At 61.8% G+C, this 20,096-nt stretch carries 19 protein-coding genes; 13 read left to right on the forward strand and 6 right to left on the reverse strand.

What is annotated here, in order from left to right; translation table 11 throughout:
* Positions 1 to 2 precede the first annotated feature (2 nt).
* The 6 genes from ACLI1O_RS04665 to ACLI1O_RS04690 are packed head-to-tail and all read left to right on the forward strand — an operon-like array spanning position 3 to position 3,677.
* On the forward strand, positions 3 to 767 hold the full coding sequence (locus tag ACLI1O_RS04665) for a TIGR00730 family Rossman fold protein (RefSeq protein ID WP_239267886.1): 765 nt from the start codon (positions 3 to 5) through the stop codon (positions 765 to 767).
* Between the two features lie 14 nt (positions 768 to 781).
* Positions 782 to 1,594: a dihydropteroate synthase gene (gene folP, locus ACLI1O_RS04670; RefSeq protein WP_284850368.1), complete on the forward strand. Its 813-nt coding sequence runs from the start codon at positions 782 to 784 to the stop codon at positions 1,592 to 1,594.
* On the forward strand, positions 1,591 to 2,313 hold the full coding sequence (locus ACLI1O_RS04675; RefSeq protein ID WP_284784674.1) for a glucosyl-3-phosphoglycerate synthase: 723 nt from the start codon (positions 1,591 to 1,593) through the stop codon (positions 2,311 to 2,313). The genes folP and ACLI1O_RS04675 overlap by 4 nt, the downstream gene beginning before the upstream one ends.
* 3 nt (positions 2,314 to 2,316) lie before the next feature.
* Entirely contained in the window at positions 2,317 to 2,622 is a 306-nt protein-coding gene (locus ACLI1O_RS04680) for a DivIVA domain-containing protein (protein WP_284782508.1), read from the forward strand.
* Positions 2,623 to 2,633: 11 nt separating this feature from the next.
* Positions 2,634 to 2,801 (forward strand): DUF3117 domain-containing protein, encoded by a 168-nt coding sequence (locus ACLI1O_RS04685; protein WP_005280113.1) that lies wholly within the window; start codon positions 2,634 to 2,636, stop codon positions 2,799 to 2,801.
* Positions 2,802 to 2,810: 9 nt separating this feature from the next.
* On the forward strand, positions 2,811 to 3,677 hold the full coding sequence (locus ACLI1O_RS04690; RefSeq protein ID WP_411706982.1) for a methyltransferase domain-containing protein: 867 nt from the start codon (positions 2,811 to 2,813) through the stop codon (positions 3,675 to 3,677).
* 533 nt (positions 3,678 to 4,210) lie between these two features.
* On the opposite strand, the gene ACLI1O_RS04695 is transcribed toward ACLI1O_RS04690, so the two are convergent.
* Positions 4,211 to 5,653 carry a GH32 C-terminal domain-containing protein gene (locus tag ACLI1O_RS04695; protein ID WP_239267878.1) on the reverse strand — a complete coding sequence of 481 codons (1,443 nt, stop codon included), beginning with the start codon at positions 5,651 to 5,653 and terminating at the stop codon, positions 4,211 to 4,213.
* A 190-nt stretch (positions 5,654 to 5,843) separates the two neighbouring features.
* Positions 5,844 to 6,491, reverse strand: a complete 648-nt coding sequence (locus tag ACLI1O_RS04700) for an O-methyltransferase (RefSeq protein ID WP_239267876.1) — start codon at positions 6,489 to 6,491, stop codon at positions 5,844 to 5,846.
* A gap of 151 nt (positions 6,492 to 6,642) precedes the next feature.
* On the opposite strand from ACLI1O_RS04700, the gene sigE reads away from it, so the two are divergent.
* The 3 genes from sigE to ACLI1O_RS04715 all read left to right on the forward strand — a co-directional run bounded on the left by sigE (position 6,643) and on the right by ACLI1O_RS04715 (position 8,360).
* Entirely contained in the window at positions 6,643 to 7,272 is a 630-nt protein-coding gene (sigE, locus tag ACLI1O_RS04705) for an RNA polymerase sigma factor SigE (protein WP_005280118.1), read from the forward strand.
* 89 nt (positions 7,273 to 7,361) lie between these two features.
* Positions 7,362 to 7,817, forward strand: a complete 456-nt coding sequence (locus tag ACLI1O_RS04710; RefSeq protein WP_284769895.1) for an anti-sigma factor family protein — start codon at positions 7,362 to 7,364, stop codon at positions 7,815 to 7,817.
* Positions 7,818 to 7,838: 21 nt separating this feature from the next.
* Positions 7,839 to 8,360, forward strand: a complete 522-nt coding sequence (locus tag ACLI1O_RS04715; protein WP_284769894.1) for a twin-arginine translocase TatA/TatE family subunit — start codon at positions 7,839 to 7,841, stop codon at positions 8,358 to 8,360.
* 12 nt (positions 8,361 to 8,372) lie between these two features.
* Here the strand turns inward: ACLI1O_RS04715 and ACLI1O_RS04720 are convergent, their stop codons facing one another.
* Positions 8,373 to 9,503 carry an Mrp/NBP35 family ATP-binding protein gene (locus ACLI1O_RS04720; RefSeq protein WP_284782512.1) on the reverse strand — a complete coding sequence of 377 codons (1,131 nt, stop codon included), beginning with the start codon at positions 9,501 to 9,503 and terminating at the stop codon, positions 8,373 to 8,375.
* Between the two features lie 123 nt (positions 9,504 to 9,626).
* On the opposite strand from ACLI1O_RS04720, the gene ACLI1O_RS04725 reads away from it, so the two are divergent.
* On the forward strand, positions 9,627 to 10,373 hold the full coding sequence (locus ACLI1O_RS04725; RefSeq protein WP_284850365.1) for a hypothetical protein: 747 nt from the start codon (positions 9,627 to 9,629) through the stop codon (positions 10,371 to 10,373).
* Between the two features lie 373 nt (positions 10,374 to 10,746).
* Here ACLI1O_RS04725 and ACLI1O_RS04730 read toward each other — a convergent pair whose 3' ends face one another.
* Both ACLI1O_RS04730 and ACLI1O_RS04735 read right to left on the reverse strand, forming a co-directional pair.
* Positions 10,747 to 14,502, reverse strand: a complete 3,756-nt coding sequence (locus ACLI1O_RS04730) for a multifunctional oxoglutarate decarboxylase/oxoglutarate dehydrogenase thiamine pyrophosphate-binding subunit/dihydrolipoyllysine-residue succinyltransferase subunit (RefSeq protein WP_410757528.1) — start codon at positions 14,500 to 14,502, stop codon at positions 10,747 to 10,749.
* A gap of 163 nt (positions 14,503 to 14,665) precedes the next feature.
* Positions 14,666 to 15,403: a hypothetical protein gene (locus ACLI1O_RS04735; RefSeq protein WP_411706983.1), complete on the reverse strand. Its 738-nt coding sequence runs from the start codon at positions 15,401 to 15,403 to the stop codon at positions 14,666 to 14,668.
* Positions 15,404 to 15,547: 144 nt separating this feature from the next.
* Between ACLI1O_RS04735 and ACLI1O_RS04740 the strand changes: the two genes are divergently transcribed.
* On the forward strand, positions 15,548 to 17,251 hold the full coding sequence (locus ACLI1O_RS04740) for a carboxylesterase/lipase family protein (protein WP_411706984.1): 1,704 nt from the start codon (positions 15,548 to 15,550) through the stop codon (positions 17,249 to 17,251).
* A gap of 80 nt (positions 17,252 to 17,331) precedes the next feature.
* Positions 17,332 to 18,189 carry a DNA primase gene (locus ACLI1O_RS04745; protein ID WP_411707040.1) on the forward strand — a complete coding sequence of 286 codons (858 nt, stop codon included), beginning with the start codon at positions 17,332 to 17,334 and terminating at the stop codon, positions 18,187 to 18,189.
* Positions 18,190 to 18,192: 3 nt separating this feature from the next.
* On the opposite strand, the gene ACLI1O_RS04750 is transcribed toward ACLI1O_RS04745, so the two are convergent.
* A complete protein-coding gene (locus tag ACLI1O_RS04750; protein ID WP_411706985.1) occupies positions 18,193 to 18,705 on the reverse strand; it encodes a hypothetical protein in 513 nt (170 codons plus the stop codon).
* A 112-nt stretch (positions 18,706 to 18,817) separates the two neighbouring features.
* Here ACLI1O_RS04750 and ACLI1O_RS04755 point away from each other — a divergent pair, with 112 nt between their 5' ends.
* On the forward strand, positions 18,818 to 20,056 hold the full coding sequence (locus ACLI1O_RS04755) for an MFS transporter (protein ID WP_284850464.1): 1,239 nt from the start codon (positions 18,818 to 18,820) through the stop codon (positions 20,054 to 20,056).
* Positions 20,057 to 20,096: the final 40 nt, after the last annotated feature.

Below are 20,096 nucleotides of genomic sequence, written 5' to 3' on the forward strand. Positions count from 1 at the left end.
AAATGACCCCTGACCACATGCGTACCCTGCGCGGCCCGCTCTTGCTGCGCAGCGAGGGAGAACAAGGCTCCACCTTTGACCAACGCCTGCTGGAATCCGGCGCGGACCACGAGTGGCAGCACGCCGATCCGTGGCGCGTGCTGCGCATCCAAGGCGAATTCGTCGCCGGCTTCGATGCGCTGGCCAAGCTGCCCAAGGCAGTGACGGTCTTTGGCTCCGCGCGCACCAAGCCTGAGGATGCGAGCTATCAGATGGCCGAAGAACTCGGCCGCAAGCTCGCCGAGTGCGCCTACGCCGTCATCACCGGCGGCGGCCCCGGCATCATGGAGGCGGCGAATAAGGGCGCGCACGAGGGCGATGGCCTCTCGGTGGGACTCGGCATCGAATTGCCGCACGAGCAGGGCCTCAACGAGTACGTGGACTTGGGCCTGAACTTCCGCTACTTCTTTGCCCGCAAGACCATGTTCTTGAAGTACTCGCAGGCCTTCGTCTGCCTGCCCGGCGGCATGGGCACCATGGATGAGTTCTTCGAGGTTCTCTGCATGGTTCAGACCGGTAAGGTCACCAACTATCCCATCGTGCTCATGGGCACCGATTATTGGTCTGGCCTGCTGGAGTGGATGAAAAATACCCTCGCCGCCGGCGGGTACATCAACGAAGATGACCAAGAGCTTTTCCTGCTTACCGATGACCCCGATGAGGCCGTCGCCCATATCATCGAGCGTCACAAGGTCATGAGCGATAAGCGCATTAGGGAGCCGCGTTGAGCCTCGCGCGCGTGATGGCGATAGTCAATCGCACCCCGGATTCCTTTTATGACAAGGGGGCCACCTTTGACATGGACCCCGCCCTCAAGCGCTGCGATGAGGCCATTGCGGCGGGAGCCTCCATCATCGATATCGGCGGGGTCAAGGCCGGACCGGGCGAGGAGGTGGATAGCGCGGAGGAAATCGACCGCGTCGTGCCCACCATCGCCCGCGTGCACGAGCGCCACCCGGAGGTACTTATTTCCGTCGACACTTGGCGCAGCGAGGTCGCCGAGGCCGCCATCGCCGCCGGGGCGGGGCTGGTCAATGACACCTGGGCCGGGTGGGATCCGCAGCTTATCGAGGTCGCCGGCCACTACCGTGTGGGCTACGTGTGCTCGCATACCGGCGGGATTACCCCGCGCACCCGCCCGCACCGCGTGCACTTTGATGATGTCGTCGCTGACGTCATTGCTGAGACCACCGCCTTGGCGGAAAAAGCCGCGGGGCTTGGCTGCCCGGAAGAGCTCACCTTCATCGATCCCACGCACGACTTTGGCAAAAACACCTATCACGGCCTTGAACTCTTGCGGCGCATCGACGAGATCGTCGACACCGGCTGGCCCGTGCTTATGGCGCTATCCAATAAGGACTTCGTGGGTGAGACCCTCGCGCGCGGGGTAGGAGACCGCGTTGCCGGAACGCTCGCCGCCACAGCCTGGGCCGCAGCGCACGGGGTGGCCGCCTTCCGCGTCCACGAGGTTGCTGAGACTGTCGACGTCATCCGCATGACTGCCGCCATCCAGGGCACGGCCGCGCCCCTTGACACCACCCGCGGGCTCGCATGAGCGTTTCCGTCATCATCCCTGCGCTCAACGAGGAATCCACCGTGGCCGGCGTTATCCGCGCCTGCCTTGCCGGTGACCCCCTCGAAGTGCTCGTCATCGACGCCGACTCCACCGACGACACCGCCGCAGTCGCGCGCGCAGCCGGCGCCGATGTGCGCAACTGGCGCGATATCCTGCCCGAACCGCCGCGTCCCGGCAAGGGCGAATCCCTCTGGCGCGGGGTCGCCGCCGCGCGCGGGGACATCGTTGTCTTTATCGACGCCGACCTAGAATCCGCTGCGCCCGGCATGGTCACAGCACTCGCGGCGCCCTTTGAGGATCCCCGCGTAAACATGGTCAAGGCCCGCTATCGCCGCAGCCTCAACGGCCAACCCACCGGCGGCGGGCGCGTGACCGAACTCACCGCAAAGCCACTCATCCGGCAGTTCTTCCCAGAGCTAGCCCACATCGACCAGCCCCTGGGCGGCGAGTACGCGATCCGCCGCACAGCCGCGCTAGAGGTGCCTTTTGTGGAAGGTTATGGGGTGGAAGCGGGGCTGCTGGTGGACATCGGCAAGCGCGGCGGGCTGACAGAAGTAGACCTAGGTACTCGAGTCCACCGCAACCGGCCGCTTCATGAGCTGGCACCGATGGCGGATATCGTGGCGCGCACGCTGCTCTCGCGCGCCGGGGTGGGAGCGCCAATTGCTCAGCGCCCGCCGCTGCTAGGTAGGATTTAAGCCATGCTGTCCTGGATTGTGCTCATCGTGGTGCTCATTGCGTTCATCGTGATCGGAACGTGGCTGTGGGGCTCGATATTTGGGCCCGGGACCGTGATGGACCCGCCCGATGAGCCGCAGAAGGTGCTGGAAAATAACCGCGCCGCCGCAGCTCAGGGCCGTTTTGAGGACGTGCAATTCGAGGTCGTCCCGCGCGGGTACCGCCAGGATCAGGTCGATGATCTGCTCGCGCAACTTGAGCAAGAATTAGCGGCTGCGCGGAAAAGCGGGCAAAAAGGGACTAAGCTGGATAGAAACGAAGATAGTTAAGGAGCCCTACTATGGCAGCAATGAAGCCACGTACCACTGGCGGCGAAATGGAAGCGGTGGTGGAATCCCGCAAGATCGTCATGCGCATCCCTTCTGACGGCGGCGGGCGCATCGTTATTGAGCTGAACAAAGAAGAGGCCGCGGAGCTCGGTTCTTTGTTGACCGAGGTTTCTAGCTAGTCTGGATACATGCTTTCTCATATCGTCGACATTCTGGCCGATCCAAACGACGGCACGGCGCTTTCCGGCGCCGGTGATTTTTCCCGCCTCGTTTCGGAGTCTGGCCATTCCTTTGATGTGGCCAAGCAAGGGTATGTGACCTTAGCGGCCGGTGCTGGCCTGAAGCACAAGGGCGATGACATGGACATGGTCAACGCCCGCGAGGCGTACCTGGCCACGGGCCACTTCGCGCCCTTCGTCGAGTCTGTGACCGGCGCGGTGCAAGACGCGCTCGATGCCAGCTCGCTGTCTGTCTCTACGCCCGCTTCGCTCCTCGAGGTCGGCGCCGGGACCGGCTACTATCTGGCCCACACGCTTGACTCCATCGACGGCGCGCGCGGCGTCGGCCTCGATATTTCCCCGCACGCAGCCAAGCACTTGGCCAAGTGCCACCCGCGCGTGGGCGCCGTGGTTGCCGATGTCTGGCAGCAACTTCCCATCCGCGATGAATCCATCGACGCGATTTCCGTGGTCTTCGCCCCGCGCAACCCATCCGAATTCCAGCGCGTCCTCGCCCCCGGCGGCCAGGTCATCGTTCTGACCCCGGGCGCGGGGCACCTCGATGAGCTGCGCGAACCCCTCGGCATCCTCGGCGTGGAAGAGGGCAAGGTCGAGCGCATGTATGAGCAGGCAGAAGGCCACCTCGAGCAAGCGGCCGACCCGGTCGATATTTCCTTCCCCATTCACCTGGATAAAGCGGCCATCGCCGCACAGGTAGGAATGAGCCCGTCCGCCCGCCACATCAGCGCCGATGAGCTCGCCGAGCGAATGGCCGCCCTTCCTCCCACGCTGACGGTCACCGCCCGCGCTCGCCTAGACCGCCTCCGCGCGGTTTAATAAACGCAGGTTCACCTCGCCTTCGGCATACATACCGCCCTTCGCGCTCACCAGCAGCGCCCGGGGCGGTTCATTTGTGTTTCCGGTGAGCGCAAAGGGCGGGTGTGGAATAGGCCAGTCACCGTACCCTCCCTTGGCGCTCACAGGGAACAGCTTGCCGATACCCCTCCACCTTGCCCGTGAGCGCGAAGAGCTGGTGGCATCGGCAGGGCGGTGGCTGACGGAAAACGAGGGTGCAGAATGCGGCTAAGGACGGCATCATTTGACTCGTGCGGTCGGTCCTAGGGACAGATGGAAGGAATACTCGCCCTTCGCGCTCACGGCAAGCACATTCTGATGGCCGGAGTCGCTCGCCGGTGAGCGCGAAGGGTGGGTGTGGAGTCAGCCAGCCACCGTTGCCTCCTTTGGTGCTCACGGGGAGCTGCTTGCCGATGTCGCGACGCCTCGCCGGTGAGCGCGAAGGGCGGGCGCCGAAAGGCGGGTGGCGAGAGGCTGGCCAAAAGGCGCGTGGCGGCAGGGGGAGGGTAGCAGTATTAGAGCTTGGAACCGGAGCGCTGCCAGTCTTGTTCGATGACTGCGTCGCCGGTGGTCTCGACATCCATGCCGGAGCAGCCGCCGTCGAAATAGACGCGGGAGGCCATGGCGATGAGGCCGCCGTCGACGAAGACCTCCACCGTGGAGCCGTCTTGGATGATGGTGAGGGTGTCGGAGTCGCCATCGGCAAGCGTGGCGGTGGCGGGAGCGGAATCGGCGAAGAAGTGATCGAAGGCCTTGTTCATGGAACGATCGAGGCTGATTTCCTCGCCGGAGTGGCAGATGGTGGCGGCGGGGTTGCCGTTGCCATCGCGAAGGGTGATGGTGACGCTGGAGCCGGTGGGAACCTCCATGACGCCGGTCCAGGAGCGCGCGTAATCCGAAAGCTTGACCGCCTCGGGCAGGCCGGTGGCCGGTGCCTGGTACAAGACGCCGCCCTCGAGCGTGACCTGGCGCGGCAGGGAGAGGGCATTCGACCAGCCCTCGGCATCCCAAGAGGCGTGCTGGGTGGCGTCATCGCCGCGGCCGTTGCCGTTGAGCAGGCCGAGGATGACGGCGCGCTCGTAGCGGCTTTCTTCAGGAATCGTGCCTGCGGTGGCGTTGGTATTGCGCGGGCGGGAGAAATCGTGGCCGAAGTCCACGCGGCGGAAACCGGAGACCACCGTGAAGGTGGTATCTTCCAGCTGGCCCACGAGGTAGCCGGAGACATCGCGGCCGTCGCGCTCGAGGGTGACGAAAAGCACGTCGTAGATTTCCTCGTCGATTTCATCGCGCAGGCGCACGATGCGCGGGGAAACCACTGGGGGAATGGGGGAATCGGCGGGCACCTCGCCGTCGAGGAAGCCTGGGTCACCCTCGAAGGTGAGGCTGCCGCGCAGGGACCATGAGATGCCGTCGTGGCTTTCTAGAATGACCGGCTGCGGGGTTTCGGTGCGGCCGGATAGCGCCAGCATGAGCCAACCCATGTGGCCGTCTTCGCGGTCATCGGTGGCCCAATCGGGCACGACGGAAGGCGAGCGGAAACGGGTGTGGTCGGTGGTATTGCCGGCCACCTCGCCAAAGCGCACGACGTTGGGGTCGAGGGCTGAGGAGTCATCGGAGACCTCGCAGACATCGTCGATGCCGGAATAGCGCGCGAGGCGAATGGAGGTGCCGGTCGCGGTCACAGAGGTGAAATAGAGGTTGATGGCGTCCTCACCTTGGGCCACGGAACCCGCGCGGAGGGCGAGCTCGCCGCCGACGGGCGCGAGGACGTCATCGCAGTCCAGCCAGTTAAACGGTACTTCCTCCGAGTACGTGTGTCCCCAGCGGGCCGGGGCATCGGGAGTGGGGCGGTACTGGTAGAACATGTGCCATGTATCGCCATCACGAAGGACGCCGGCGGGCGCGTCTAGGATGCCGGCATCGGGGATGAAGTGGAGTTCGGGGCGGTGAGTCGTCACGGCATTCCTCTCTTAAATCAGGTGCGGGTTACAAGCTTGGGTTGGGGTGGCAGCTACGCCGGGGAGGAAACTCGTTGACCTGCCACGCGGTGCTTTCGCGAACTTTATGGGCCAGTGTCCGGCTGTCATGTACACCCAGAATACGGATATCTTTTAGCGCGTGCAGGGGCCCTTGCTTGCCGATGCTCCCTTAAAGCTTCGTCACCAATGTCAGCCCCGATCCCAGTGGGAGCCGGGTCACGGTGGCGCCTTCGAGCTCGCGGAGGTATTCATCGGCTTCGCGCGCGGCGGCGGTATCGCGGTCGGTGCGGGAGGTGTCGGCAACGGTGCCATCGAGAAGCGCATTGGCAAGCACCAGCGTGCCGTGCTGGTGCAGCAGGGGCCAGGCCGCCTTGATGAGGGCAGGGAGGTCGAGGGCAGCGACGTCCGCGTAAATGATCTGGTAGGCCTCGGTAGCCAGGCGTCCGAGCACGTCGAGGGGGCGCGAGGGAAGGAAGCGACCGCGGGTGGGGGCGTAGCCGGCCTCGCGGAAGGCGGCCTTGGCGCTGCGCTGATGCTCGGCCTCAGGGTCGATGCACGTGAGGATGCCGTTATCCGGCATGCCCGCGAACAGGTAGAGGCCCACGACGGAGGCGGCGGGGGTAATCGCCACGGCCTGGGGGCGGTCTACCACACCGGAAGACGTCGCCGTCAGCGTCGTGAGAAGCTGGCCGGTGGATTCATCCGGGACGGGCAGGCCGTATTCCTCGGCGTGGTCGCGGGCGCCGCGGAGAGCCGCCGAAGGCTCACTGGTGGAATCGATATAGGAGCGCAGTGCGTCATATGCGGTAGTAGTCACGATTAAGACAATAGGTAAAGTTGCGCGAAAGGGTGGCAAAAACGCGCCTAGCCAGCGAAATTGTGGTCTGTGGGAAGTATGTGACGGACTCACAGGATATTATCAGCGCAGCAGCTGGAGTTTCCGCGCCGAGTATAGAAAAATGACACCCATGACAGAAACGAAGCGCGATGCCGAGTCCGTTGCCTCCACCGATCCGAACGTGGAGTTGACCGGTACCGCGGCGTTCGATGCTGGGGAAGCCACCATGCCTTCGTGGGCCGAATTGGTGGCAGAGCACGCCGATGGCGTGTACCGCTTGGCTTACCGCTTGTCCGGTGACCAGCAGGATGCCGAGGATCTCACCCAAGAGACCTTTATGCGTGTCTTCCGCTCTTTGGATAAGTACCAACCGGGTACCTTTGGCGGCTGGCTGCACCGCATCACCACGAACCTCTTTTTGGATATGGTGCGCCACCGCTCCAAGATCCGCATGGAGTCCCTACCTGAGGATTATGAGCGCGTTCCGGGTACGGATATGACCCCGGAGCAGGCCTATACCGTGGCCAACCTGGATCCCGTGCTGCAGTCCGCGCTGGATAGCCTGGCGCCGGATTTCCGTGTCGCCGTGGTTCTGTGTGATATCGAAGGCATGAGCTATGACGAAATCGCCGAAACCCTCGGCGTGAAGATGGGCACGGTGCGCTCACGCATCCACCGCGGCCGCTCCCAACTGCGTGCGGCGCTGGAAAAAGAGGCACAGACCAATGCGGAAGCGCGCATCTTGTTGCGCACGCGCTAGAATCGAATCGTTAGCTCCCCTGCCGCGTGGCAGGGGGGGGATTAAGTGTGAGTAATCCGGCTGTGGCATGAACGTGAGGAGGGGTGTCGATGGACTCACTGCGCGGACGCCGCACCCTCTCCAGGCTCAGCGTGCGGGGTGACTTTACCCCCGCGCAGGCGAAGGCCCGGGATAAGGCAAAGGCGCGGGCGCGGCGCAGCGATTCCATCGGCCACCTCGGCCCAGAGGCCGTCGTTGCCTTCGTGGACGGGGAGATGGAGCCCAAAGCCATGCACCGCGTGCGCATCCACCTGGTCCACTGCGCGGAATGCCGCGCCGACGTGCACCACCAGCGCCATGCCTCTGAGTGGGTGCGTCACTGCAGCGATGATTCCGCGGTGAAGGCCCCGCAGTCCTTATTGGCCAAGCTGGCGGGAATGGCTACGGAAGGCGTGGCCCCGGGCCCCGATGCGTCGACCCCGGCGCACCGGCCGGAGCAGGATTTCCTGGATAAAGTCGAGACGGTGGTACGCGCGATTAAACACAATCAGCGCGGACAGAACTAAACGGAGGGCGAGGATTTAACCGTGTTTTCTTCCATTGGCTGGCCCGAGATTATTGTCATTGTCCTCCTCGGCATCGTCATCATCGGCCCGGAGCGCATGCCGGAAGTCATCAAGGACGTGCGCGCGGCCATCTACGCCGCCCGCAAGGCCATCAATAATGCGAAGGCCGAGCTCAACGGCGAGATGGGGTCCATCTCCGCGGAATTCGACGATATCCGTGGCCCGCTCAACCAAGCTGCACAGTGGACGCGGTTAGGACCGAAGGGTGCTATTACCAAGGCGCTTTTCGATGGCGACGATTCCGCCTGGGACGACTTCAATCCCCAGAAGATGGCCGAAGACATTAAATCCGGCACCGCGCCGAAAGAACCCGAACAGCGCGCGCAGGACAACAATGGCCCCGCCCGGCCCACCTTTAACTATGCCGAGGTATATGGCGATACCACCGAAACCACCCAGCAGCCGCCCCAGCAACAACAAAAGCCGCAGCGCGGTGGGGAAGATTCCACCGGCGGCGGCTCTGAGTGGAGCGACGTTACCTAATACAACGCGCTCTTAGTTCACGCCCAAGTTGAGGCTCTTGCCCACGAGGGAATCGGACCGGATGGCGAGCTTATCAGCAACTGCCCTGATTTCCTTTGCGGCAGGGGAGTCGGGTGCTTCGAGCACGATGGGTGTGCCGGCGTCGCTATTCGAGCGCAGTGACGGATCCAGCGGTACGGACGCCAGCAGCGGCACCTCGTGGCCCAGGATGACGCCGAGGCGGTCTGCGACGATCTGGCCGCCGCCTTCACCAAAGACATCCATGGTGGAGCCATCCGGCATGACCATGGCGCTCATGTTCTCAATCACGCCGGCCACGCGCTGGCGCGTTTGTTGGGAGATGGAACCGGCGCGCTCGGCTACCTCTGCTGCAGCGGCCTGCGGCGTGGTGACGATGAGCAGCTCCGCATTCGGGATGAGCTGCGCAACGGACAGCGCTACATCGCCGGTACCCGGAGGCAGGTCGAGGAGGAGGACATCGAGGTCGCCCCAGAATACGTCCGCCAAGAACTGCTGCAGCGCGCGGTGGAGCATGGGCCCGCGCCAGACGACGGGCGCGTTACCCTCCACGAACTGCCCAATCGAGATGTGCTTAATGCCGTGGGAGATGGGGGGCAGCAGCATTTCATCATCAAGCACGGTGGGGCCGTCGGTTGAGCCGAGCAGGCTGGGCACGGAGTGGCCGTAAATATCGGCATCGACAATGCCGACCTTCAGGCCCTTATCCACCAGCGCTGCGGCAAGGTTGACGGTCATCGAGGACTTGCCGACGCCACCCTTACCCGACGCCACCGCAAATACGCGGGTCGTCGAATCGGGCTTCGCAAAGGGAATCTCGGGTTCGGCCTTGCCGCCGCGTAGCTTTTGCTTCAGCTCGCGGCGTTGCTCATCGCTCATCGCGTCCATGGTCACGGTGACCTTGCCAACGCCGTCGATATCCTCGACCGCGGCACGGGTATTGGTCTCGATGGTGGACTTCATGGGGCAGCCCGCGATGGTCAGATAAATGCCAACGGTGACGTCGTTTCCTTCGATATCGACCGATTTCACCATATTGAGTTCGGTGATGGGGCGGCCGATTTCTGGATCCTGTACGTGGGAAAGAGCCTCGCGTACGGCTGATTCGGTAATAGAGCTAGACATAACTCTTGCCATCTTAGTCACGGCGCTACCTCAGGTAAACACGCCTGCACGGTAGACTCTGTGGGACGTTTAAATCCATCCGTTTGTATCGGTGAACTAGAAAAATTAGAAGGAGCACCCTCAGTGAAGCGCAGCCCCGCCCGTCGATATGCCCGCGCTACTGTTACCGCGGTGGTAGGCGCTGCGCTGCTTGCTGGCTGCTCCGACAAGGTCGAGACCAGCCCCGCTGCGGCACAATCCGAACCGGAACAGGTGCAGATCGTCGTTGACCCTGCAGAAACAGATCAGCTCATCTTAGGCGAGGTATTCCGGCAGTCGCTCTTGGAGGAAGGACGCATAGCCGAGCTGAAGAAAGAAGAAACCTTCAAAACACATGGAGGCAAGGGCAGTTCCCTAAACCCGGAAGGCAATTTTTACGTTGGGTGCACTGGCAGCTTTTTAAGCCACTTTAATCCCGGTGAGGCGCGCGATATCTCGGCGGAATATAAAAAGGCAGAAGAAGACAGTGAGCCGGGCGGGGAGGACTTCCTAGCCCGCACCCACATTGCACTCATGTCTACCTTGCCCACTCAACTTGCCACCGTCGAGCCCTCCGGCGCTCACGGTTGTGAGGATGCGCAACCAGAGCTGCCAGAAAACTTCGTGGTCATCTATAGCGATAGCCTCTTTGACCGCGAAGAGGAAAAATCCGTCGCCGCGGTCACCAAATTCATCACACAAAAAGATATCTCTGACATGGTGGAGGCGATAGAGGATGGCGAAGAGCTGAAGAAGGTCGTCCACGAATGGATGGAAGCTTCCGGAATGGACATTGTCAATGAAGAAAGCGATTCCGGCTCCTCCGGCGGCTCGGATCTGAGCAGTTCCTAAGGTATCGGTGCGGTTCGTTCTACCCACCACCCGCCCTTCGCGCTCACCGGCAGGCGCGCTTTAGCGTGCGTTCGGCCTCTTCGTGATCGCGAAGGGTGGGGTAGGCGAACTGGTGAATCTAATCGTCGCACCATTTCTGCGATAGCTGCACCGCGCCCCTTGACGCTCACGGGCGGTGCTTGCCGATGCCCCTCCACCTCGCCGGTGAGCGCGAAGGGCGGGTAGGCGGCTGGCTGGAAGCGAACCTAGCGAGGCGAAGGCAACAGCGTCCATGAAATAGCATTAAGCATGAAAATGCCCCAGTGAGGAAATAACCTCACTGGGGCATTCAGCGCTGTACTGCGCTAGGTGCGGCTTCGGCGATTAAAAGCGATTAAACGTCGAAGGCCTCTTCAAGCAAGTTCTTCTGCTCAATCTGGTGCACCTTGGCGTTACCCGTAGCCGTAGAGGACTGGGCGCGGCGGGAAACGCGGACCATTTCCGGCATATCCGGAATGAGGTTGCGCAGGTGCTCGTTGTAGAACGGCCATGGGCCTTGGTTGGCGGGCTCGTCCTGTACGAACCGGACCTGGGTGGCGTTCGGGTACATCTCGAATGCCTCGCTCAGGCGGTTGAACGGAATCGGGTGGAGCATTTCCACGCGGACGATGGCGATGTCATCGCGGCCGTCAGCCTCGCGCTTCTTCTCCAAGTCCCAGTAGAGCTTGCCGGAGACCAGCATGATGGTCTTAACCTTGTCCGTATCGCCGACCTTCTTGTTATTGACGTCCACGAAGTGGGGGTCATTGATAACAGAGCGGAACTTCTTGACCTCGGTGAACTCCTCAACGGAGGAGGTAGCGGCCTTGTTGCGCAGCATGGACTTCGGGGTGAAGACGACCAGCGGGCGCTTCATTTCACCCAAAGCCTGGCGGCGCAGCAAGTGGAAGTGGTTAGCCGGGGTGGACGGCTGAGCCACGGTCATGGAACCTTCCGCACACAGCTGCAGATAGCGCTCGATGCGGGCGGAGGAGTGGTCCGGGCCCTGGCCTTCGTAGCCGTGCGGCAGGAGGAGAACCAGGCTTGACAGCTGGCCCCACTTGGCCTCACCGGAAGAGAGGTACTCATCGATGATGGTCTGGGCACCGTTGGCGAAGTCACCGAACTGAGCCTCCCACGCCACGAGGGCGTCGGGGTTACCCACGGTGTAGCCGTATTCGAAGCCCATGCCGGCGAACTCGGTAAGCGCGGAGTTGTAGACCATGAACTTACCGCCGTTGTCCTTGGACACAGCCAGGGAGTTGAGCGGGTTGTACTCGTTGCTATTGCGGTGATCGAAGGTCACGGCGTGGCGCTGGGTGAAGGTACCGCGGCGGGAATCCTCACCGGCCAGGCGCACGACCTTGCCCTGGTTAGCCAAGGAACCGAAGGCGAGCAGCTCGCCCCAGCCCCAGTCGATGCCGCCTTCGCGAACAGACTTCGCACGGTCCTTGGCCACCTTGGCCACGCGCTTGTGGTACTCGAAGTCCTCGGGTGGGTTGCCGTAGGCATCGCCAAGCTCGACCATCTCTTCAGCGGTGATGGAGGTATCCAGGCCGCGGGTGAGATCCTGCGAGGAGGTAATACCGGTCTGTTCCTTGGGGCCGGCCTTTTCGGCTTCCTTGTGCTCGGTGAATACTGACTCCATCTGGTCGTGGAAGTCGCGTGCCGCTGCCTCGGCGTCCTCGGCAGACAGGTCGCCACGGCCGATGAGCTCGTTGGTGTAGTGCTCGCGCACAGGCTCGTGGTTCTCAATGACCGAGTACAGCTGCGGCTGGGTCATGGATGGGTCATCGGCCTCGTTGTGGCCGCGCAGACGGTAGACCACGAGGTCAATGAAGACGTCCTTGCCAAACTGGCGGCGGTATTCTGCGGCCATCTGGCCAACCCAGACAACGGCCTCTGGGTCATCACCGTTGACGTGGAAGACCGGGCAGTCAAAGCCCTTGGCCAAGTCGGTGACGTAGTGGGTGGAACGGCCGGAATCCGGGGTGGTGGTAAAGCCCACCTGGTTGTTGACCACGATGTGGATGGTACCGCCGTTGGTAAAGCCGCGCAGCTGGGACAGGTTGATGGTCTCCTGTACGACGCCGAGGCCGGTGAAGGATGCATCGCCGTGGAGCATGACGGGAACGACGGAGTAGCCGTCCTTGCCCTTGTCCAAGATGTCTTGCTTGGCGCGGGCGATGCCCTCCATGACTGGGTCCACAGCCTCGAGGTGGGACGGGTTGGCTGCAAGGGTGACCTTGATTTCACCATCGCCGAACATCTGCAGGTGCTCGCCCTCGGAGCCCAAGTGGTACTTCACGTCACCAGAGCCGCCGAGCTGGCCGCCCTTGTAGTTGCCGTCGAACTCGCCGAAGATATCTGCCAGCGGCTTGCCCACGATATTGAACAGCACATTCAGACGGCCGCGGTGCGGCATGCCCATGACAACCTCGTCGAGGCCCTGGCCCGCAGCGGTATCGATGATGGAATCCAAAAGCGGGATAAGGGTTTCAGAGCCCTCGAGGGAGAAGCGCTTCTGGCCCACGTACTTGGTCTGCAGGAAGTTCTCGAATGCCTCGGCGGCGTTGACCTTCTGCAGGATGTACTTCTGCTCGGCATTGGTCGGCTTTGGCATGCCGGCCTCGAGGCGGTCCTGCATCCAGCTGCGCTCGTCGCGGTCCAGGATGTGGGTGTATTCGGAGCCGACCTTCAGGGTATAAGCAGCGCGCAGGCGGGAAAGCACCTCGCGCAAGGTCATCTGTTCCTTGCCACCGAAGCCGCCGACGTTGAAGACGCGGTCCAAGTCCCAGATGGTCAGGCCGTGCGTAGCGATGTCGAGGTCGCGGTGATCCGGGCTAGGCAGGCCGGGCTGGGACCAGCCGAGCGGGTTGACATCGGCAAGCAAGTGCCCGCGGGAGCGGTAGGACTCGATGAGCTGCATGACGCGGGTGTTCTTGTCCACGCCAGAGTTGGGGATGTCCTGTGCCCAGCGGAAGGGCTCATAAGGAACGCCCATGGACTCGAAGAGCTCGTCCCAGAAGGCGTCATCAACAATGAGCTTGCCGATGGTGCGCAGGAACTCGCCGGACTCTGCACCCTGGATAACGCGGTGGTCATAGGTGGAGGTCAAGGTGACCAGGCGGCCGACGCCCAAGTCAGCCAAGCGGTCAGCGGAAGCGCCGGCGAATTCTGCCGGGTAATCCATGGAACCAACGCCGATAATGGAGCCTGCCCCCTTGGTCAGGCGAGCAATGGAGTGGCGGGTGCCGATGCCGCCTGGGTTGGTCAGGTTAATGGTGACCCCAGAGAAGTCATCCATGGTGAGCTTGTTCTTACGGGAACGGGTAACGATGTCCTCGTAAGCCTCAATGAACTCGGCGAAAGACTTGGTCTCGCACTCCTTGATGGCGGCGACCACGAGGGCGCGGGAGCCATCCTTCTGCGGGAGGTCGATGGCCAGGCCCAGGTTGATGTGCTCAGGTTGGACGACGAAGGGCTTGCCGTCCTTTTCCTCGTAGCGCACGTTCATGCCAGGGTGCAGCTGCACGGCCTTGACCATGGCGTAGCCGATAATGTGGGTAAAGGAGATCTTGCCACCGCGGGTGCGCTTCAGGTGGTCATTGATCATGGAGCGGTTTTCCCACATGAGCTTGACCGGCATATCGCGCACGGTGGTAGCGGTAGGAATCTCGAGGGATTCTTCCATGTTCTTAGCAATCGCCTTAAACATGCCCTTGAGCTGGCGCTCGTCGCCGCCCTTATAATCTTCTAGGTCATTCAGCGGAGACTGCGCATTCTTGCCCGCAGAATGCTTCGCCTTCGCGGACTTTTCCTTGGCCTTAGATACAGACTCTTTCACGTTGGTATCGCGGGCCTCTTGCTTGCGGGCGGTGGTAGTGCCTTCGGTCTTCTTGGCCGAGGACGTGGACTCTGCCTTTGCCTTCTGTGGCTGTGGCTTAGATGCTTTAGATGGAGCCTCAGCTTCTGGCTGCGCCTTGGGCGCGCCGTTTGCTTCGAAATAGTCGCGCCACTCCTTGTCTACGGAGCTAGGATCCTTGGAGTACTGCTGGAACTGCTCGTCTATCAGCCACGCATTCGGGCCGAAGATGCTCGATGTGCTCACGGCAGGTTTTCGCCTCATTTCTCTGCTTTAAAATGGTCGTTTATTCGACTTTAGTCCGGACTTTGTACGAGCGCATTTATCACCCGCCAAAGTGTCTGCCTATATGATACGGGCCAATCCCTAACCTTCACTATGTCAGGGGTACTGAATTCGCTCTAAACGATCATTGGGTACCCGCCTCAGTGTGGGAAAGAGGGGAGAGCTGGTGGCGGGCGTGTTCGATGACCTGATTGGCCAGCTTGCGATTGGCCTTCGTGCCAATGACCGCGCCGATGCCCATAGGCATGAGCTTGCCCACCCATGCCCACTTCATGCGCTTGGTGATTTGCTTGGTAAATACCTTGGTCAGGCGGCCATTGATGCCAGATAGCGTGGGACCGGAAAAGCGGGAGAGGGAGGCTACGGAACGCGCCCCCGTGACCGTGCCGAGGTCCCCCACGAAAGTATCAACCACCGCGGAACCCTTCGAGCCAGTCAGTACCACCAGCACCAGGGCGCGGCGGCGCTCGGGCGAGGAGATATCGTCGCCGCGCAGGTACGCGGACGCCAGGATGTACCACGCAGCGGCTTCAAGAAAGACCACGGATTCCGCACCAATGGTGGCAGCACCCGTAAATAGCCCGATGCCGGGCACGGATGCGGAGGCACCAGCGGCCGCGCCCGTGCCGGAAGTGATATTGATGAAGTGCTTGTTAATAAAGCCCTGCAACTCTTGGTCAGTGGCTTCTGGGTGGTGCTTCTTGAGGCTCTTGACGTATTTGGAAATAACACCAGATTGCACGGATACGGCGCGGTCCAAAGAGTTCAGCAGCGCCTTGGTAAATCGGCCGCTGTGCTCCGGATCGATGTCATATGTGTCAGTAGCTGCGTCATCTGGGGCGGACTTTTTAAATATGGACATGCCTTCTCCCACACCAATCCTTAATTTGTTGGGGCAGTAGTATTAATTGATTTTTTACCTAGCATAGCCCTGGCCTTGAAAGAAGGGGGCGGCCATGTGCGATTCGGATCGCGGCCGGCGTGCAATCTACCTAAGGTAGGGAGTATGCCTTACCCGCAGGAAGATCAACGTGACACTGGGGACTTTTATTCCGAAGAGTCCACCGCTGCCGCGCGCTTGCGGGCCATGCGCGCACACGAGCGCGCCCGTAAGGCCCACGAGCGGGCACAGAATGCCTACGCGGATGAACTCACGGTGCGCACGACCTCCGGCTGGGTGCGCGGAGTAATCGAGGAAGACCTGCGAGTAGATCGCCCCATTAGCGCCGGGCCGGTGCGGACGTGGCGCGGCATTCCCTTCGGCGCCTCTACGGCCGGCGACAACCGCTTCCGCGCCCCACGCCCGGCACCGCGCTGGGATGGCGTGCGCGATTGCAACCAATTCGGGCCAATCGCTCCGCAGCCCACGTACTCCTGGACCGACCGCATCGTCGGCTTCGAGGATTGCCTGTACCTCGACATCGTGCGCCCCCGCACGGAGGACAAGCTGCCCGTCGTGGTGTATCTGCACGGTGGCAGCTTCATCATGGGCTCGTCCCACATGCTTATGTTGCGCGGGTTTGAGCTCGCCACCCGCATGAACGTGGTCTACGTATCCATCAACTTCCGCCTCAACGCCCTGGGATATCTCGATCTGCGCAGCCTTGGCGGCGAGTGCAGCGCTAACCCCGCCGTGGCGGATCAAATTCTGGCCCTTAATTGGGTGCGAGATAACATCGCTGCCTTTGGCGGTGACCCAGACTCGGTCACCCTCATGGGCGAATCCGCGGGTGGTGCTGCGGTGCTGGCGCTGATGACCAGCCCGCCGGCCGAGGGGCTCTTCCACCGCGCCATTGCCCAATCTCCACCCATCGCGCTGGTGCATTCCCGCGCTCAATCCACCTTGTGGGCCCGCGAACTTGCGCGCCGGGTGGGCTTGCCGCGCCGGGGGAGCGTGGATGATCTGCGCCAGGAGGACTGCGCGGATGTGGTGCGCTCCGGCCAATCCATGATGTGGCGCGCCGGCGAGCTACTGCACTTAAACTCCTGCTATGCGTCCACGGTGGACGGCGAACTTTTGCCCGAGCACCCCATCACTGCCTTTGAGCAGGGCCATCAGCACAAAATTCCGTTGTTGATTGGCACGAATTCGGATGAAGCCAGCTTTGGCAAATTCCTCTTTCAGCGCCAAAGCGCCCGAGAGCGCGCCGCCCTCCGGCTCTTGGCCTCCTACGATCCCCACCACGCCCCTGAGGTCGTCGCCGCCTATCGCGGTGCGGTCCGACGGGAGGACTTTGCGCACCTGCTTGCCGATGCCCTCTTCTGGGCACCCTCCACCCGCATCGCCAGCGCCCACTCTGAAGTAGCCGATACCTGGATGTACCGCTTCGACTTCGCTTCTGCCGTCTTAAAGTGGCTGGGGCTAGGCGCCATGCACTCGATGGAATTGGGCAATGTCTTTGGCGATCCCCAATCCTCGCGCGCTTCCCTGCTAACCGGCTGGGGCTCGCGCGCTGAGATGGAGGAATTGACCTCCACCATGCAAGATCACTGGGCCGCGTTCATCCACGGCGGCAGCCCCAAGGCGCAGTGGCCGCGCTATGACGGCGGCGATCGCGCGACCATGATTTTTGATGAACAGGCCTATATCGTGCACGCCCCCAATGACGGTCGCCGCAAAGCGTGGGAGGATTACCACATGGTGGAGTGGGGAAGTGGGCGCCCAGAGCTCGTGCGCTCCCTTGGTTTCCAACCACACAGGCGGGATTAGCGGTAGAATCCAGAGTGACCGCGGGCGGCGTCTTGCCCACCGCGGAGACCTCTGCTTCCGAAGGATGGATTTTCACCACCATGAGCTTTTTCGAAGATATCGCTTCCGCATTGGACGCCGAGGGCATCGAGTCCCGCGTCAACGAAGACGTCATGTTCGTTCCAATCACCTCTGATTTGGAAATCCAGTTTGTTGAAATCGATCCTCTCTTGCCTGCCGCCAACGTGTACATCGCTGCGGCGGATGTGGATGAAGACGATGAAGAATTCGAGGCCGTCTTAGTCTCCGTCGCCTTTTCCGTCGACGACGCCGTAGAAGCCGTCTCCCGCCACATCGCCACCGACCAGGTTGTCACCGTCTTGCGGGACCTCTTGGAAGGCACCGATGAGCGCATCGCGGAATTGGAGTTTGACCAGGATGAACTCAACCCGCACCTGGTGGTCGCGGAAGTAGGCAACGATTCTGAGCTGCGCGTATTGGTAGAAACCATCGACGGCGTGCCCTCTGCCATCGTGCGCTTCTTGGCCTTCGACTTCGATGAAGAAGACATGGAAGAGCTCGAGGATGAGGCTGTCACGGAGATGTGGCAGGTGGACGAGGAAGACGAGGACCTCGATGAGAACGAGCGCCTTGCCCTCTTTGGCAACACCGATTCTGATGACATCCCCATCGTGGAAGTCCCCGCTGAGGCCCTGGAACTGGGCACCTACACCGATTTCGACCGCCTCTTTGACGTGCTCGGATTGGTCTCGGAACAGGCTCTGGACTGGGAGGCCCAGCTCGTCAACTTTGATGAGGACGATTTCGAGGAACCAGACGTCTACGACATTTTCTGCGAAGACGCCGATGATGACGACGATGAGGACCTTGAGTTCTTCGACACCTTCACCGAAGACGACGATGCTGACGCCGACGACGAAGAGGGCGACAACAACTAAGCCCTAGGCGGCTTGCTGGAATCCCGCGAACAAGGATTCCGGCGAGTGGACGGGCTTAAAGGCGCTATCCACCAGCCACACGTAGGTGGCATTTGGCCCGCGAGAGATCTCATGGACGGCGCCAGCTAACTCAGCAGGGACAAGCGTGCGTACCCACCCTTCCGCCGTGGCGGGATCGACGACCTGCCCAAAGTTATCGGTGATGCGAATGGTGATGAGGTAGGCAGGGACGCGGCTTTCACCGAACCCGCGGATCCGCGCCTTCACTCGTGCTCCCACGCGGTGGCGGGTAATGCTCATGCTGTAGTCCGCGCCGTCAGGTGTGGGTGGCAGCTGTTTTATGGGCGGACGCCACGTCGGGGTGGGACGAGCCAAGGACCGCGGGTGGTGCATAATGGCGGAAATTGAGCTGACGGTCTCATAGTGGTGATAGGCCAAGTTGGCGGCGATTTCCGTCGCCGTGGCGCTGGGCTGACTGGGTACTGTGTGTGAAAAGTTCTTATCTACGTTGTGCATGGCACTCACTCTAAACCGCAGGGCCGACATGAACTCGAACAATGCAAACGAATGTTCGAACAAGTAGCCTAAATAGCTTTCAGACCTTCAAAGGCATAAGGTTGCACGTGCTATGAAGAGTGCTAATGCCGAACCGGCGCCCTACGAAAAGCCCAAGGTGCCGCGGGAAATCTGGGTAATGGTGACGGCGGCGTTCATTATCGCCTTAGGTTATGGCCTTATCGCCCCGCTTTTGCCGCAGTTCGTGGTCAGTTTCGATGTATCGATGGCCGCCGCAGGTCTCGTGGTCTCCATCTTCGCCGCCTCCCGGCTGATCTTCGCGCCCGTGTCCGGTTCGTTGGTGGACCGCGTCGGCTCGCGCCGCGTCTACTTGGTGGGCCTGATGACCGTGGCCGTGACCACGGGCCTGGTTGCTATTGCCCAGGAGTATTGGCACATCGTGGTGCTGCGCGCATTGGCGGGGCTGGGCTCGACCATGTTTACCGTCTCCGCGATGGGCCTTATCGTGCGCCTGTCTCCACCGTCGATTCGCGGTAAGTGCTCCGCCACCTATGCCACGGCATTCCTGCTGGGCAATGTCGCCGGCCCAGTGCTCGGCGCCAGCCTGTCCTTCTTGGGTTTTCGCTGGCCATTTTTCATTTACGGCATCGGCGTGATGCTTGCTGCGTTCGTTGTCTGGTGGCAGATGCCGCGGGTCAACCACTCCCAAACCACCACCTCGGACCTGCCTCCCATGCGCCTGCAGGAGGCCTGGGGTGATACCGCATTCCGTGCTGTGCTGACCTCCAACTTTGCCCACGGTTGGATCAATATGGGCGTGCGGGTGTCCGTCCTGCCGCTTTTCGCCGCTGCCATTTTCCATAATGGCGCCGCAGCCTCGGGCCTAGCTCTCGCGGCCTTCGCCGCAGGCAATGCGATTATTCTCCAGTTCTCCGGCCGGTGGTCTGATCTCCACGGCCGCAAACCGCTGATCCTTATTGGCTTGGTGGGCTCCGCCATCTTCATGGTGCTCATGGGGCTGGCCACCAGCGTGTGGTTCCTCTTGCTCGTATCCGCGCTTGCGGGTGCAGCATCGGGCCTTATCAATCCTTCCCAGACCGCCGCGGTGGCAGACATCGTGGGCAACGAGCGCTCCGGCGGCAAGGTATTGTCCGCCTTCCAGATGTCAGGAGACTTCGGCCAGATCGTGGGCCCCATGCTCATCGGGCTGCTTGCCGATGTTTATGGCTTCCCCACAGCCTTCACGGTCTGCGGTGCCATTGCCATCTTCGGCATCATCGCCTGGCTCTTCGGCCGCGAGCCCCGCCAGGAGTCCACGGTGGAAGTAGAGCGCATGCCGAAAAGTAGTTGACGGCAACCGTTCAATGTCGAGGCATCCTGCTCTGGGAGGT

Origin of the sequence: Corynebacterium sp. LaCa78 (assembly GCF_046717505.1) — a bacterium.
In the GTDB taxonomy this organism is placed as follows: Bacteria; Actinomycetota; Actinomycetes; order Mycobacteriales; family Mycobacteriaceae; genus Corynebacterium.